The organism is Acinetobacter sp., from assembly GCF_041911495.1.
In the GTDB taxonomy this organism is placed as follows: Bacteria; Pseudomonadota; Gammaproteobacteria; order Pseudomonadales; family Moraxellaceae; genus Acinetobacter.
In genome coordinates this window covers 39,533-56,415 of sequence record NZ_JAYROT010000043.1, presented here as the reverse complement: position 1 = coordinate 56,415, position 16,883 = coordinate 39,533, and the positions used below count along the sequence as shown (strand labels likewise).

Below are 16,883 nucleotides of genomic sequence, written 5' to 3'. Positions count from 1 at the left end.
GGTCAGCTTCTGTTTTTAGGTTTTTGGCAAATTCTTTAGCTAATGCCAACATTGCTTCATCTTTCATGGTAAACACCTGTGTTACCCCCAACAACGTTGAGGGATAGTTTAAGCGTTTACACAGTTTTATTTACAGTCTCTCGGTTTCTAAAAACTTCCCCCAACGTGGGTCAGATTCGATCGGTAACCGCAAATATGCGAGTTCTGCATTTACGTAGTTTTCAAGCGGTAGTGGTCCTACTCCATTACTAAATGAAACCACCTGATACCGAAAATCAATCGCTTGAATGTGCACATACGATGCGTTCAGCACTTGTAATAACTACTTCGCAAAGTTCTCCCATCCTTGCTTTGAGCTCGGGATTTGATAGATCAGATCATGCAATTGATCATAGTAATGATCGAGTGTCATCATTGCGCATCTTGTTAAAATTATATCTTTGTATATTAAAGTCGATTTTTTTTCTGACAATCGAATTCTTATAGATATTTTAATTACTTAAAGAGTATCTTTATGCGTATTTCCGTGGAGATAAGCAAAAGCATTTCTTTCTATTTAGGCAATCTCCACCTGCTCCACCACTTTTCCAACATGATGATAAGTGCGGTTAAAGTAAACCAAACTTTTATCACTCTTACTTTCATCATCGGCATTGTGCTGTATCGCCACAATTCGACAGATAAAAATATCATGCGTCCCTACAGCTTGCACTTGCTCGATCTCACAATCAAAACTGACCAACGCATCGTTTAACACAGGTGCACCAGTTTCTAAGGTCGTCCATTCGCCATGCTCGAAGCGTTCCTCAGAACTCATCGTTGAAGCAAAGATATTGGAAATGTGTTGATGCTGTGCACCAAGCACATTTACCGTGAGGATTTTATTTTCAGCAAAATGTGTATGTGAACGAGAAAATTGATTCATACACACCAATAAGGTCGGTGGTGTATCAGTGACACTACATACTGCCGATGCAGTAAAACCATGACGATCTGACACACCTGCCGTAGTCACCACACTGACGGCACTGCTCAATAAAGACATTGCATCTCTAAAATCTGTTGCTTCAACCATCACATTTTTCCTCACGTACACAATTTACGACCGTCCCCTCTTTTTAAAGAAGGATGGTCAAATAAAACCCCATCCCGACCTTCCCCTTAAAAAAGGGAAGGAGACACGAATCTAATACAGATGAGAATTCTAGTAAGTCTCCCCTTTTTTATTGGGAGATTTAGAGGGGTTAAATCACACTCTAGATGACTATTTGCCCAAAAGCTCTTTACGAATAATTTCCGCACCTGCACTGAGTGCATTCAGCTTGCCTCTTGCCACCTCACGAGCGAGTGGTGCCATGCCACAGTTGGTTGATGGATAGAGTTTATCCGCATCCACGAATTGCAATGCTTTGCGCAAGGTATCAGCCACTTGTTCAGGCGTTTCTATGCTGTTGGTAGCCACGTCGATTGCTCCGACCATGACTTTTTTACCACGAATCAATTCGATCAAATCCATTGGCACTCGTGAGTTTTGGCACTCGAGTGACACGATGTCGATTTTGGATTGTTGTAGCTTTGGAAAGGCTTCTTCATATTGACGCCATTCATTGCCGAGTGTTTTTTTCCAATCGGTATTGGCTTTGATACCGTAGCCGTAGCAGATATGCACGGCGGTTTCACACTTCAAGCCTTCGATTGCACGCTCAAGTGTAGCCACCCCCCAATCATTGACCTCATCAAAGAACACATTAAATGCAGGCTCATCGAATTGGATAATATCCACCCCTGCCGCTTCGAGTTCTTTGGCTTCTTCATTGAGGATTTTGGCAAATTCCCACGCCAACTTTTCACGGCTTTTGTAGTGCGCATCATATAGCGTATCAATCATGGTCATTGGACCAGGCAATGCCCATTTGATCGGTTGCGACGTTTGCTGACGTAAGTATTTTGCATCTTCAACAAAGACCGATTTTGGACGAGATACCGCACTGACCACGGTCGGCACACTGGCATCATAGCGATTGCGAATACGCACCGTTTCACGTTTTTCAAAGTCCACACCATTTAGATGCTCGATAAATGTGGTCACAAAGTGCTGACGAGTTTGCTCACCATCACTGACGATATCAATGCCTGCTTGGACTTGCTCATGTAAAGACAAACTCAACGCATCTTGCTTTGCTTCAATCAGCTCATCACCTTGCGGTTTCCACGGCGACCAAAGTTTCTCAGGTTCCGCCAACCAAGATGGTTTCGGCAAACTGCCTGCGGTTGATGTCGGTAGTAAAATTTTCATATTCAATCATCTATAAAAAATAAGTTTTTAAATGTTTCGGGCTGTTTTAGACACTCAAGTCTGTTTATAAATGCTTAAGGCTTTAAACAGCGCAATTGCTCGCCCATCGTTCAAGGATGGTTTTATACGGCTTGATAAAGCTTTCTTCGGTAAATTTGCCTTGTTCAATCGCCAAGCGACCACGCTCTTCACGATCGTAGACAATACGTGTCAATGAATAATCTTGATGCTTTAAACTTGGCTTAAAACATTGTCCTGCCACAGAATTGGCATTGTAGATTTCAGGACGATAGATCTTTTGGAAGGTTTCCATCGTGCTAATCGTACCGATCAACTCCAATTCACTATAATCACTCAGCAGATCGCCACTGTGATAAAAAGCAAGCGGTGACACACTATCTTTCGGCATAAAGTAGCGCACCTTTAAACCCATTTTTGCAAAATATTCATCGGTCAAAGAATATTCATCCTGCTGATATTCCACACCTAATACAGGATGCACATTAGCGGTACGATGATAAGTTTTGGTATTTGAAACACTCAAGCAAATCACTGGCGATTTACTAAAGTTCGCTGCATATACATCTGAATGCACAAAAGATTTAAAAATTTTGCCATGAAGCTCACCATAGTTTTCAGGCAGACTAAACTGCGCTTGATCTTGATTATGCGCAGGTAACAACACGCTAAAATCATAATCACGTACATACGATGAAAAATTATTCCCCACGATACCATCGATACGTTGATTTTTTTGCTGATCAATAATCGTGGTTTGCAAAATTTCAATGGTTGGGAAAGTATCACCTTTGCCTTCTACATCAATATCCACAGAGATAATATCAAGCTCGATAGCGTAGCGATCTGCATTTGGATTGTCGCAATGCGCCAAAGCATTGAAACGGTTATTCATCATCTGAATGGTGTTACGCAAGTTTTCTTGGCGACTTTCACCTCGTGCGAGATTGGCAAAGTTCGTGGTGATCCGCGTATTGTCCGAAGGACGATAGTCTTCATCAAAGCGGATACGCTTGATCGAAAATGTAAATTCTTGGCTAGGTTTAATCTGAGTCATGATGATGTAGCCCCTTGAGAGATAAAAAGCGTATTAATCTATGACGCTATTTATACCGAAAAGCCAACATGAATAAAAACGACTTAATTTCACAAAAAGATGAAGAAAATTCATGTTGTGGAGGTTATATGTAAAGCAGACTGATTTATTAAAAAAATTTAAATTAATGTTGAAAGTTGAGTAGCTACCATTCAATTAGTAGTAGCCGCTTTTCCACCTATTTTGTCTTATGATGAATGGGAAGCTATTGCTGTACCACATCAACAACAATTAGTTGACGATACTAGGAATTAAAAGTTTATCTTTCTTTTGTTTTTAAAAAATACATGCATCATCATACTGATCCACCCAATTTTTTAGTAATAAGATGTGCATAATAGGACCTCCACTGCACAGCGATGAAATCAGACAAATTTTAGCTGACTATCCACCAATTTTTTTGAACGAATCCATAATTGGATCTGAAATTTCCTTTGAAACATCCAACCGATCAACCCAATAATCCATAAATGTAAGTTTTACAACATAATTCGGAAAAATTAAGACCTTTGATACAATTCTAAATATGTTATGTTGTTGTTGATCAATTTGATCCAACAAAACAACATAGACTCCATCTACCTCTTGAACACTTTGCTCAATACACTCCCATTTTGTTTCTGATTGAGGGTAAGCAGATTTTAAATTTACAAGTATATTTTTTGCATATTCTTGAATGTCTTGCACTGAGTGATCCCATGCACCAATGAAAAGTTCTTTGTCCACAGGTAAATCATAACCATCTGGTTTATAAAAGAAAGATATTTCCTCAACGTCACCATAACTATCATAATCCACACTTGTATCAAAAGGTCTTAATAACCATTTTTGCGATACTCTGACCTCCCAATCATCTGTACCAATTTGTTTTATTTCACTTAAATATTCTTCCATATTTACTGGAGCTATTTCAGCTTGCATATAAGTATCAGAAATAAATTTAAAATGTGGGACACGAAAAACATCTGTATAATTTGTCTGTAAGGGGATATGAATTTCTGTATGTTCAGACAAACCTTTTAAAACCCTGTAATCGATATTAATTACATAGCTTTTTTCATTACTCCAAAAAGCATCATTGCCTAAGTGTTGTTTTAATATTTCACGTTGCTCATCTATATAGTCACGTTTCTCGAATACATCATCGACAAATTCAGAAAGCTGTATATAAACTGCATGATCAGATAACTTTTCGACCCTATATGCTGGTACGGACATAAGAATGTTTAAGCCAAAGAGATCAACATAAGGCTTTCCAAATACAACGCCCCAATACATATCTGGTAACCAATGTTTTAACTGAAGTGTAATCGGTGTAATATCACGCCAACCTTCAATTATTAGAGGATCAGGTTCCTTTCCACGGTTTGCATCAATAATTGCTAAATCAGCCATGTATTTCACCGTAGTTTCTTTGATATATTCAATGAGCTTATTTTGATCTACTTGACCTAATTCAGCACAAATATATTCTTCACTATGACTTTTTCCATGTATTGAGGAGGGTGAGAACTGTACATGACAACGTGGCTTTTTTAAGCGCTGACAATACAATCGATCTGCTGCTCCACCTCGATCTTCAGGGATTAAACTTTCAATCATTTCAGGCGTAAAGCTAATTTTTAATGGACTCCAAAAACCACACTTTTCAGGAAGCATGTCTGAGAAATGGTCGCAATAATGGTGTACTCGCATAAAAAAATCTTGCGGGTTTCTCAACATAATTGGTGTGTAAATTTTACAATGAATAGGGCGCTTAAACTTCATTTGAATATTTCCTATAATGGGTGAACTGTTTTAGTAATAGGATTAAATCGCTGTATTGTCCCATTATTTTTAAAAATAGCATTTTGCACTGTTGCTGATATCTTTGTATTCATATTTACAACTAAGCTTACAGGTTTTCCTGTTGCCTCATAGCCTCTGAGTTGCTTAGTATCTGAAAGATATTGAACATTCTTGAATTCAACTAATGTACGACCATTACCAAAAGCATCTGGGATAATATTAATTTGCCCATCTCTTTCTGTTTTTACAGTAATCATTTGCCGATCTGTATTGCGTTGCACCCCCAACTTGCTTGCAGCACTAGTTTCAAACTCTTTTCCATTCAACCTATTTCGTGTAATAACATCTACTTTATTTTGATAGACCGTTTGTACATGATCTCTATCTTTTCTAATTTTATCAGCGTCATTTTTAATCAGGGTAAGTGACTGACCTTTTCCTGGCTTAAGATCAGTACCTACAATTAAATCAATCGCTGAAAGAACTCGATCAAATGAAGAGGAGTTTCTGCCAAAAATAACTAAGATATCGTCAGCAATTCCTACTAACTCTTCACCACCATTTTTTCTTAAAATGGCAACTAATCCAAACCACTTTGTGGTAATTGATGTGGTAAAAATCTAACTCAAATAAAAAACCCTTGAATAATCAAGGGCTCTTTAAAATATTTGGCGGAAGCGGTGAGATTCGAACTCACGGAGGACTCACACCCTCGTCGGTTTTCAAGACCGGTGCATTAAACCGCTCTGCCACGCTTCCTTGTGCGCAAGGATACAAAGCATTGATGCTTTATACAAGTGAATTTCATCACTTTTTGCATCACAACGCTTTAACTGCATATTCCATAATCAATACATTTTTAAAAAGACGATGGACTACAGTGCATTACAGCTTAGATGCCACTTCAGCGCCATCACGAATCGCACGTTTTGCATCAAGCTCGGCCGCAAGCTTTGCACCGCCAATGATGTGATACTTAGCAAGATGCTTTTCACCTTCTTGAGGATAGAGCGCCTTGACAGACTCTTGCCCTGCACAAACCACGATCGTATCAACACGAAGAAGTTGCTCGACGCCATTCGCTTCAATCCAAAGCCCTTCATCAGTCACAGCTTTATACTGTACGCCACGCATCATTTTTACATTATGCTTTTTCAGTTGGGCACGGTGTACCCAACCTGAAGTCTTTCCTAAACCAATACCCAGCGGTGTAGTTTTACGTTGTAGCAAGAAAATCTCACGGATTGGCGTTTCGACTTCTGCACGAACTAGACCACCTTCCGAATCATAGTTTGCATGTGGATCAACGCCCCACTCTTTACGCCACTCATCGAGTGGTTGCGGTTGTGGTTGATGCGGTGGTTTAAGCAAGTATTCACTGACATCAAAGCCAATCCCACCTGCACCAATTACCGCAACACGATTACCGACTTCTGCGCCTTTTAGGACTTCGGCATAAGACAATACTTTTGGTGAATCTGCACCGTCGATTTTCAGCTGACGTGGCACTACACCAGTCGCCACGATCACCTCTTCAAAGCCTTCACGTTCAAGTTGTTCACGATTGATTCGGGTATTTAATCGCACATCAACCCCAGTTTTCTCCAGTTGTACTTTGAAATAACGAATGGTTTCGTGGAATTCTTCTTTACCCGGAACGACTTTTGCCAAGTTAAATTGACCACCAATATCGCTATCCGCTTCAAACAAAGTCACTTGATGTCCACGCTGTGCAGCAACAGTTGCCGCAGACATGCCTGCGACACCACCACCGACCACAGCAACACGTTTTGGTTTCTTAGTTTTGATATAGACCAATTCTGTTTCGTGACACGCTTGTGGATTGACTAGACAAGATGCACGTTTATTTTGGAAAGTATGGTCTAAGCAGGCTTGGTTACAGGCGATACAAGTATTGATCTCATTAACACGATTTTCTGCGGTTTTGTTCACCCAATACGGATCAGCTAAGAATGGTCGAGCCATTTGAATCATATCCGCTTGCCCATCTGCCAAGATTTGCTCAGCTGTTTCAGGCATATTGATACGATTCGATGCAATCACAGGGATGGATACGTGTTGTTTTACTTCCGCCGTAACATTAACAAAAGCTGCACGAGGTACTGAAGTTACAATGGTTGGAATACGTGCTTCATGCCACCCGATACCAGTATTCAGCAAAGTCACACCCGCTTGCTCAAGTGCTTTGGCAACGATGATGACTTCTTCCATCGTGTTGCCATCTTGAACCAAATCAATCATCGACAGACGGAAGCAGATAATAAACTTCTCGCCGACTTTAGCACGGATTGCTTTAACTAATTCCACGGCGAAACGCATACGCCCTTCGATATCTCCACCCCAACGGTCATCACGTTGATTGACATGACGGCTAAGGAATTGGTTAATCAAATAACCTTCTGAGCCCATGATTTCTACGCCATCATAGCCTGCTTTTTTTGCCAAATTGGCACAGCGTGCATAATCATCAATGGTACTAAGAATTTGCTTATCACTGAGCTTACGTGGCTTAAACGGTGAAATTGGCGATTTGATCGGACTAGATGACACCACAAAAGGCTGATAACCATAACGCCCTGAGTGCAGAATTTGCATCAAAATCTTTGCGCCATGCTTATGCACTGCATGCGTTACGATACGATGATTGATCACATCACCCCATGTGTTCATGGTACCACCCGCAGGCAGCAACCAACCTTGACGGTTTGGCGAAATACCACCTGTGATAATCAGCCCTACACCACCTTTAGCACGTTCTGCAAAATATGCAGCAAGCTTTGGATAATTATAAAAACGATCTTCCAAACCACTGTGCATTGAACCCATCACAGTACGGTTACGAATCGTGGTAAAGCCCAAATCCAAAGGCTGTAAAACGTGTTGATAGCTAGTCATGGGTGAATTCCTACTTTGGCTGTCGTGTTGGTGTTGTCGTTTGGCTGTGTTGCTTAGCTGATTTAGTTATCTGCCGTTTTCATCATCAAGATTAAAAAAAGTCAGTCTAATCTAAATTGATCAATTTAAATACGTGGTACATAAAGCAATTCAAACGGATAAAATCAGCAAATTTGCATTTATGCACTTTGTTGCATAGATTAAGTGATAATTTAAGTATTTTGCGTGGTCAAGTGAATGGCATTAGCGACGACATACGGTGTCAACTTGGCAAGCACGCTTAGTTTTGCCTTTGAAATACGCTGATAACATCAGAATTTATGTGATAAATACAGCAATATAGGGTAATTTTGCGCTAAAATAAACACGAAATTACAGCGCATTCCAAACACATCAAAGATTTAGAATCGCTCGAATATACATTCTCCTGCTACGCTACCTACGACTTAACTGCATCAAGACTTTTTCAAACCTTATATTTCAAAAACTGAGTGATAAATTTGAATTTTGATCGAAAAGCCACATTAAGGTAGTGATCTGTAAAAATGATTTAGGTATTTTATGTTTGCTTGGTTTGAAAGACTGGTTAATCCCTACCCGACGGAAAATCTCAACACACCATTACCTAAGACATTTTTTGCTTTTGTATGGCAGGCGACTAAAGGCGTTCGACCGTATTTATTACTACTTATTTTGTGTACGGCTGCAACGGCAGCTTTTGAAGTAGTCTTTTTCACCTATATTGGTAAATTGGTCGATTGGATCAGCCAAAGCTCACCTGAATCATTTCTTGTAGATCATCAGCAGAATTTAATGTTATTGGTTGCGGTGTTATTTGCGAATGTCTTTTTCGCCAGTTTTCAGTCGATCATCAAACACCAAGTTTTGTTTAGCAATTTCCCAATGCGCATGCGTTGGCGTTTTCACAATCTGCTTTTAGGTCAAAGCTTAGACTTTTTCCATAATGATTTTGCAGGACGACTGTCGGCAAAAGTCATGCAGACTGCGCTTGCTGTACGTGAATTTTGGATAATCTTGGGCGATATGCTTGCCTACGTCCTGATTTACTTTATCAGTATCAATATCGTACTGGGTTCGATCTCGCCATTATTGGTTTTACCTCTGCTCATTTGGCTCGCTTTATTTGTACTGATTGCCAGTTATTTTATTCCACGCTTGGGTAAAGTGTCTGCTGAGCAAGCCAATGCACGTGCCGAGATGACAGGTCGTATCACCGATGCTTATACCAATATTCAAACGGTAAAGCTCTTTGCTCATGCAGGTCGTGAGAGCATCTACGCCAAACGCTCAATGCAGGACTTTATGGTCACTGTGTATAAGCAAATGCGCTTGGGTGTGAAATATCAGATTTCCATCAATGTACTCAGTGCATTTCTATATATCAGTGTGATTGGCACATCGCTGTATCTTTGGATGAATGGTGAAGCTGCGCTTGGCGTGATTGCAGCGTCAACGGCGATGGTACTGAAACTCGATAGTTTGTCTGAATTTTTGATGTGGAATGTCACACAACTTTTTGAAAATGTCGGGACGATTCAAGACGGCATGCATACCATGGGCAAACCGATTGCCATTCAAGACAAGGCTAATGCCGAAACTTTAGCAGTGGATCATGGTCGCATTCAGTTTAAAGATGTGAATTTTGCCTACACCGATCGCAATGTCTTAGACCATTTCAACCTTGACATCAAAGCAGGTGAAAAGATTGGTATCGTTGGTCGTTCAGGCGCAGGCAAATCAACGCTGATTCAATTGTTATTACATTTTTATCGTGTGAATCAAGGTCAGATTTTGATTGATGGACAGAATATCCAAGATGTGACGCAAGATAGCTTACGTAAAAAAATTGCCCTAGTAACTCAAGACACCTCTCTTCTGCATCGTACTGTACTTGAAAACATCAAATATGGTCGTCCTGATGCAACTGATGCAGAAGTGCAAGAAGCACTTGCCAAAGCACAAGCCAGTGACTTTATCCCGCAGTTGGTCGATATGAAAGGTCGCAAAGGTTTAGATGCCTATGTCGGTGAACGTGGTGTCAAACTCTCAGGCGGTCAACGTCAGCGTATTGCCATTGCCCGTGTATTCTTAAAAGATGCGCCAATTTTGATTTTGGATGAAGCAACCAGTGCACTAGATTCAGAAGTTGAAGCGGCGATTCAAGAAAGTTTAGAACACTTGATGGACGGTAAAACGGTGATCGCCATTGCACATCGACTATCCACGATTGCCAAAATGGATCGCCTGATTGTACTGGATCAAGGGCGTATCATCGAGCAAGGTTCTCATGATGAACTGATTCATCAAAATGGGCTGTACGCACAGCTTTGGGCACGTCAGAGTGGTGGTTTTATTAATCTTGATGAGCATTAAGAAGATGGCCAGATAACCGTCGATGAAAAGACTGACGCCTCGATATAATTGCTAATCTAAGTTGAATAACTAGTTAAATAGCTGAATGACATTTTCCACCTATTAATGTCGGCATTTCAGCTATTGCAATGCGAATCTTGTTGTTAGACAATTTTTAAGATTGGTAATATCGCTTCATGGCATGATGCCAAACGAATTAAAATTTAGCATCTACTGCTAAGCGATTGAAAAATCATTTCGTCAAGATGGCGAAATGACTGTGTGATAAGGATATTGGCATGACGACAATGCACCAAGATCAAGGTATTCCAGGTGTATATGGCTTGTTAATACTCGATGTGGTTTCACGTTGGGGCTACAACGATACGGTATTTTTTGAGCCTTTCGGACTAACTAGCGAACAACTGGCACATCCCGATACACGTATGCCTGTTGAAGTCGCCAATGAACTAATCAAACGCGCTCATGCCTTGACTGGAGAGCCAAGTCTTGGCTTTCATCTCGGTACGCAGATGCGTATTTCCATTCATGGCTTTATTGGCTATGCCATCATGACCGCTGAAAATGCCACCGAAGCCTTAGTCCTTGCCTCTCGCTTTATTCAGCTACGTATGCCCTTTTTACAGCTGTATTTTTCTACTTTTACAGACAAAGCCACTATTGAGCTGAAGTGTAATATCGAACTACAACCACTTCGTAACGAAATTATCATGACACTGACCATTGGCATTTTGACCATGGGACAAGCTTTGACAGGTCAAGAGTTGCGTGGTGAGATTGATTTTGATTTTGAGCAACCAGAAGGCTTTGAGCGTTATAAAAATTTAATCAATTCAACCTTTCGTTTTAATCAACCACATCTCTTGGCAAGCTTTGATAAAAGCTATTTGGGTCTGAATATGGTACACGCCGACCCGATATCTAGCCAAGTAGCGATTAACCACTGCGAAACAGAGCTTTCTGCTCTGGGTGAACGCCGTCGTCTTTCCATGAAAGTGCGTGACATTTTGACTGAGCATGAACAACACCTCGGTATCGAAGCGGTCGCAGAAAAGTTGTTTATGTCTGATCGGACATTAAAGCGTCAACTTGCCACCGAAGGGACATCGTTCTCAACCATCGTTGATGAAGTACGCTATCGTCGTGCTACTGCGCTATTGTCACGTACGGACTATAGTTTAGAGCAAATTTCTGATGAGCTTGGCTATTCAGACGTTGCGAATTTTAGCCGTGCATTTAAGCGTTGGAGTGGTCGTAGCCCAAGCAACTGGCGTAAAGATCCATATTTATAATCGGTTGATCTTTAGCTGTATGAATTTTTCACTTAAATTGTGATCACCATTTAGCTTTATGATTTGCTTTTTTTGTCAAACACGGTATAACTTTTCCAAGCTTTTATAGTCGAAGAAATTAATTTCTGATATAAGGCAACCGAGCGAAGGTGTACAAATAGTACTGCGAGCGAGGTTAACGCTGTAGCAGGATTAAATTTCTCTGACTATGTTTGATTTATTTTTTAGAATTTAAGGGAACACTATGAATCACCCAGAAGATTTACGTTATGCAAGCACACATGAATGGGTTCGTGTAGATGGTGACATTGTCATTACAGGTATCAGCGATCATGCGCAAGATGCTTTGGGTGATTTGGTCTATGTAGAAGCGCCTGAAGTTGGCGATACTGTCACTGCAGGCGAGCAAGCAGGCATCGTTGAATCGGTCAAGACTGCATCGGATATTCATGCACCTGTGTCAGGTGAAGTGATCGAAGTCAATACTGCCCTCGAAGATGATCCTGAAATCGTCAATGAAGACCCATATGACAAAGGTTGGATTTATAAGATCAAAGCAGACAATATTGCGGATGTTGAAGCACTGCTTAACAGTGCAGATTATGAGGCGGGGTTGTAAATTCGTAACTCCTAGACGAGTCTGATCGTTTCATCATTTACAAGATGAATAAGTATTAAAAAAACACGTTGTCGAATAACAACGTGTTTTTTTGATTTTAATTTCTAAAATATAAACTTACGCTTAATGGACAAAATTAATGATTTTTTATGGCAATTACTGGCTAAGTAAGCTTTTGTTTTCTTTGAGTTACTAGCCCGTGATATGACAGTGCATTTGTGAATTTAATAGACTAAAAAGGCTTTCCTGCTTGTTCGTGGCATTTTGTATTCGTACGAGCTCTAAAAGAAATTCCATCACTCATTAGCTGATACAGTTTTTGCCATTCTGTATTACTTCCTAACATGCTTTGATGCATCTTCAATACCTGCTGATCCTTGCGTACAGCAGGTCCTGTTTGGTTATCAACTGCCCTGCCATGCTTTAACTTTTCTGCGGTAGCATCAATAAGTGGTAACAGCAAATCTACATCGACCTTTTTTTCATCCAAAATTTGCTGCGCAATGTCATAGCAATAATTACTAAAATTACATGCAAATACTGCGGCTAAATGTAACGACAAACGTTGCGCTGAATCGTATTGATATACTTTCGAGCTAAATTTCTCTGCGAGTCGTTGCAACTGTGCCAATGAACTCTCATATCTTGCTTCAATAAAGATCGGTGTGTTTTGCCAATCAATCTTTTGATCAAAACTAAATGTTTGCAATGGATAAAACACGCCTGAATTCAATCCAAAATCGGTTAGAGCTTGAAGTGCGGTACTTCCCGATGTTTGTGCAACCAAGCCTTGATATTGATTTTGGGAAAGTTGTTGAGCAATCTCTGTAATTGCTGAATCACTGACGCAAATCAACACAATATCTGAATCGCAAATTTGCGCTAAATCATCAATACCTTTCGCATTGATTTGATTTGCAAAAGCCTGTGCTTTTTGCAAACTCCGATTAAAGACATTTTGAATTTCTTGATTTTGCTGATACAAATGGTGTGCAAGATGGGTTGCAACACGACCTGTTCCAATAATAGAAATTGTGAGTTGCTCTTGATCCGTCATTCTTTTCTCAAATCTTGTCAGCAAGTTTTAATAATGCATTTTCCAATCAGTTATTACAAAGAGCTTTTAATAGTATTGACGCTTATATTTGGCATGTAAAAATGCAGGGATTAATCCTGTTAGCGCAGCACGAATATCTTCACGCTCATTGATCAACTGATGCGAACCTTCTTCCAAAATCAATGAAGTCTGCAAACGAAATTTTCGACGAATAAATTCATGGTTATAACGCCAATCCACCGTTTGATCGAGCGCACCTTGCGCCAGCCAAACAGGAATACGACACGGTGGTCGAGCTTCCATCAGAGGCATCCACTTTGACAATGCCAATATCCAATCCATACTCATCGCACGAGGTTGCAAAGGATCTTGTAATCGAACAAAACGTAGAAATTCAGGATTATGGTTATTACGTTTAAACTTTCGAGGCACTTGGCGCCGAATGCGTCGCACAATACCCAACCCAACCGAGTTGTGCCACCAAGAACTTTTTGCAGGGCGTATCAGAGGTGATAACAACAATACGCGATCGACTAAAGGTTGCTGTCGATTTTCAGCATATTCCAATAAATGATGCATCCAAATCGCGCCACCTGTACTTTGTCCAATGCCATGCCACGGCTTAGGTAGGGATTTTGCGCCTTCAACGACTTCGGCAATACCGTGTAGCACTTTTTGATAATCATCAAAATCTTCTATACCCGCCACAGTCCCATTACTCAGTCCATGACCAGGTAAATCAAAAGCCAATACGCTAAAACCTTGCTCCAAAATTTCTTTGATAATTGGCTGATAAATCCCGCTGTGTTCAAGATAACCATGTACCAACCAGACAGAGCCTTTTACTTCGCCTTGTTCATCTTCAGCAAATTTTGGTTCATAAACTTGAACATGAATACGATATTGATCAACTTCAACCACACCTTGCCAATGATAGCTATTCAGTTGATCAAGTGCATAAAGCCGTTGATAACCCTCAAGCATTGGGTTGAGCAAAGTTGGCTCAGACAAATCCAAATGATTCAGTGCCTTTGGCGTTTCGATCGGATCGGGAATCGGTAAATCAGTTGCGCTGAGTAACGCAGGATTCATAAATGGAATATTCGCCATAATTAAGGAATCTCTCGGCAGTTACTTTCACCAAACCATACATCACGCATGGTGGCAAGGATTTCATAGGTTGCACGGCGACTGTGCATTAGATTTTGTTTGCTTGGTTGCCACTCAGTCAACGTATTTGGCAATGGTGCAATCACAGGAATTGTCGCAATACCATTGATCGCAAACAATCGCTTTGCTCTCGCCATATGATAAGCATCGGTCACTAAAAACACGGTCGGCGCACCACCCTGCTTTTGTAATAATAATGAGCTGAATCGGGTATTTTCACAGGTATTCATACTACGATTTTCTAAGAATTGTGCATGAATTTGATGTTGTTCGAGCCACTTCTGCATATAAGGTGCTTCCACACCACTGAGTACAATCGGCAGATTATGACTTTGATAAACTTCGACTGCTTGCTCAAGGCGTTTCTGAGTATATGCATTAACAACAATTTCACCTTCCTGCTCACCACTGGTTAGACCGCCACCCAAAATAACAATGGCATGTGGCTGATGTGCAGGGCGTTGAAAAATAAATGGTGCTCGAACTTGTGTGGCTTCAGACGAAGTGTTTTCAAGTTGAATCTTTGTCGATTCATCTGTTAGAAATTGACGATACTGCTCAAACAATGGTTGATTTTCATCACTAATGACATCTTCAAACAAAGCTTCAATATCTATTTCTACTTCGCTATCGTCATCTACGCTATTTTCAATATTATTCGAAACGGAAGCCTGATTCTGATATTGCTCTATATTGGCTTTCAACTCATTGTCAGAAAAAACTTGAAGTTGGTAGTCCAGTTCATCTTGTTTTTGCTCTGCAATCATTTTCAACAATAAGTTGTAGCGTTGCTGTATTTGCAAAAACTTGGACGCATCATTCTGATCTAAGCTTTGATTCACTTCGGCAAGATAAGCTTGTCGTGCGACCCATTCTTTCGAACCAGGCTCAAGCTCATTTTCAGCACTGAGCTGTCCGTTCTTTTGGCTTTCAGCTGCCACTGGATCAACTTCTTGACTAACAAAGCGATCCAACAGCCACAAGCCACTTTTGGCATAATATGGGCTATAAACAAAAGCAATAAGCAAAATGAGGATAACCGACAAACCAATCACCCAATACATCATACTTTTTAGCTTCGCTAGTTTTACCATAGATTCCTATTTATCGTGTTTCAAAAGGTTTCATGCAAATCAATCATTGATTATGTGCTTGGATTGTACCATCTTCACCCAATAATACGGGTTCAGGCTCAAGACGAATAGCAAATTTTTGATAGATATCGTGTTGAATGTGTTGATAAGTGTTCTTTACATCCTGTTGATCGGCGATTGCATAATTCACTAGAACCAATGCCTGACGCTCAAACATACCCACCGAACCAAGCCGTTTCCCCTTCCAACCTGCTTGCTCAATGAGCCAACCCGCTGCGACTTTGATCGATGTATCAACTTGATCTGCTAATTTATAATGTGGGGCATTCGGGTGCTTCTTAATAAACTCGGCAAACTGTGTTGCATCCAAAACTGGATTTTTAAAAAAACTGCCTGTATTTGGAAATTCTTTTGGATCAGGGAGTTTCGCTTGGCGAATCGCTACAATCGCATCAAATAATTTTTTTGGTGTTGGCGCATCACCAACTCGCTGTCCCACATCAGCATAATTTAGTTTCAGTTCTGCTTTTTTTAATAATCGGAAACTGACCGCATACACGATATATCGTCCTGCATTGCGTTTAAACAGACTATCTCGATAAGCAAATTGGCACTCATCTGCGTGGAAAATGACATGGCATTTTTGCACTAAGTCATATGCCCAAATCTGTTCAATAAACTCACCGACTTCTACGCCATAGGCGCCAATATTTTGAATCGGCGATGCGCCAACACAACCTGGAATCAATGCTAAATTTTCGAGTCCATGATAGCCATTTTCACAACACCATTTTACAAATTCGTGCCAATTTTCACCTGCTTGAACTTTGAGTAGCACTGTATTTTCTTTATCTTCAACAATTTCTTTACCCATGTTTTGCATATGCACAGTTAAGGTCTGCATCTGTGCAGGCAGCACAATATTACTACCACCAGACAAAATGAAAATAGATAGTTTTTCCGATTCTGCAAATTCAACAATCGTTTCGATTTGATCAATATCAGTCATTGCAAAGTAATGACTACTTTGCGACTGTAACGCCAGTGTATTGTGTGGGCTTAAATCAACATTGTGCTGTATGTTTAGATTGATCTTGTTGTGTGTAGCTATCACGTATTTTCCAAATGATTTTCTATGAAGTT

General features: G+C 40.3%; 12 protein-coding genes, 1 tRNA gene and 1 pseudogene. 3 read left to right on the top strand and 11 right to left on the bottom strand.

Going from position 1 to position 16,883, the window contains the following annotated elements:
* Positions 1 to 556 precede the first annotated feature (556 nt).
* The 7 genes and pseudogenes from ACE3PQ_RS05945 to ACE3PQ_RS05915 form a co-directional block, all read right to left on the bottom strand.
* Positions 557 to 1,075 (bottom strand): flavin reductase, encoded by a 519-nt coding sequence (locus ACE3PQ_RS05945; RefSeq protein WP_374296088.1) that lies wholly within the window; start codon positions 1,073 to 1,075, stop codon positions 557 to 559.
* Between the two features lie 189 nt (positions 1,076 to 1,264).
* Positions 1,265 to 2,296, bottom strand: coding sequence for a methionine synthase (locus ACE3PQ_RS05940; RefSeq protein WP_374296085.1), 1,032 nt, complete (start codon positions 2,294 to 2,296; stop codon positions 1,265 to 1,267).
* Between the two features lie 82 nt (positions 2,297 to 2,378).
* Positions 2,379 to 3,371, bottom strand: a complete 993-nt coding sequence (locus tag ACE3PQ_RS05935; RefSeq protein ID WP_374296084.1) for a DUF1852 domain-containing protein — start codon at positions 3,369 to 3,371, stop codon at positions 2,379 to 2,381.
* 423 nt (positions 3,372 to 3,794) lie between these two features.
* Positions 3,795 to 5,177 carry a hypothetical protein gene (locus ACE3PQ_RS05930; protein WP_374296082.1) on the bottom strand — a complete coding sequence of 461 codons (1,383 nt, stop codon included), beginning with the start codon at positions 5,175 to 5,177 and terminating at the stop codon, positions 3,795 to 3,797.
* An 11-nt stretch (positions 5,178 to 5,188) separates the two neighbouring features.
* Positions 5,189 to 5,770: pseudogene (locus tag ACE3PQ_RS05925) on the bottom strand (putative toxin); the annotation flags it as partial.
* A 97-nt stretch (positions 5,771 to 5,867) separates the two neighbouring features.
* Positions 5,868 to 5,957, bottom strand: a tRNA-Ser gene (locus tag ACE3PQ_RS05920).
* A gap of 126 nt (positions 5,958 to 6,083) precedes the next feature.
* Positions 6,084 to 8,114, bottom strand: coding sequence for an FAD-dependent oxidoreductase (locus ACE3PQ_RS05915; protein WP_374296080.1), 2,031 nt, complete (start codon positions 8,112 to 8,114; stop codon positions 6,084 to 6,086).
* A 561-nt stretch (positions 8,115 to 8,675) separates the two neighbouring features.
* Here ACE3PQ_RS05915 and ACE3PQ_RS05910 point away from each other — a divergent pair.
* From ACE3PQ_RS05910 to gcvH, 3 genes are all read left to right on the top strand, one after another.
* Positions 8,676 to 10,508: an ABC transporter ATP-binding protein gene (locus ACE3PQ_RS05910; protein WP_374296078.1), complete on the top strand. Its 1,833-nt coding sequence runs from the start codon at positions 8,676 to 8,678 to the stop codon at positions 10,506 to 10,508.
* Positions 10,509 to 10,786: 278 nt separating this feature from the next.
* On the top strand, positions 10,787 to 11,800 hold the full coding sequence (locus ACE3PQ_RS05905) for an AraC family transcriptional regulator ligand-binding domain-containing protein (RefSeq protein WP_374296076.1): 1,014 nt from the start codon (positions 10,787 to 10,789) through the stop codon (positions 11,798 to 11,800).
* 244 nt (positions 11,801 to 12,044) lie between these two features.
* The gene (gcvH, locus tag ACE3PQ_RS05900) at positions 12,045 to 12,419 is read left to right on the top strand and encodes a glycine cleavage system protein GcvH (RefSeq protein WP_374296075.1); all 375 of its coding nucleotides are present in this window, start codon (positions 12,045 to 12,047) and stop codon (positions 12,417 to 12,419) included.
* 232 nt (positions 12,420 to 12,651) lie between these two features.
* Here gcvH and ACE3PQ_RS05895 read toward each other — a convergent pair whose 3' ends face one another.
* The 4 genes from ACE3PQ_RS05895 to murB form a co-directional block, all read right to left on the bottom strand.
* Positions 12,652 to 13,476: a Rossmann-like and DUF2520 domain-containing protein gene (locus ACE3PQ_RS05895; protein ID WP_374296073.1), complete on the bottom strand. Its 825-nt coding sequence runs from the start codon at positions 13,474 to 13,476 to the stop codon at positions 12,652 to 12,654.
* A gap of 66 nt (positions 13,477 to 13,542) precedes the next feature.
* On the bottom strand, positions 13,543 to 14,586 hold the full coding sequence (locus ACE3PQ_RS05890; protein WP_374296071.1) for an alpha/beta hydrolase: 1,044 nt from the start codon (positions 14,584 to 14,586) through the stop codon (positions 13,543 to 13,545).
* Positions 14,587 to 14,588: 2 nt separating this feature from the next.
* A complete protein-coding gene (locus tag ACE3PQ_RS05885) occupies positions 14,589 to 15,740 on the bottom strand; it encodes a YdcF family protein (protein ID WP_374296068.1) in 1,152 nt (383 codons plus the stop codon).
* Between the two features lie 43 nt (positions 15,741 to 15,783).
* Positions 15,784 to 16,854, bottom strand: a complete 1,071-nt coding sequence (murB, locus tag ACE3PQ_RS05880; protein WP_374296066.1) for a UDP-N-acetylmuramate dehydrogenase — start codon at positions 16,852 to 16,854, stop codon at positions 15,784 to 15,786.
* Positions 16,855 to 16,883: the final 29 nt, after the last annotated feature.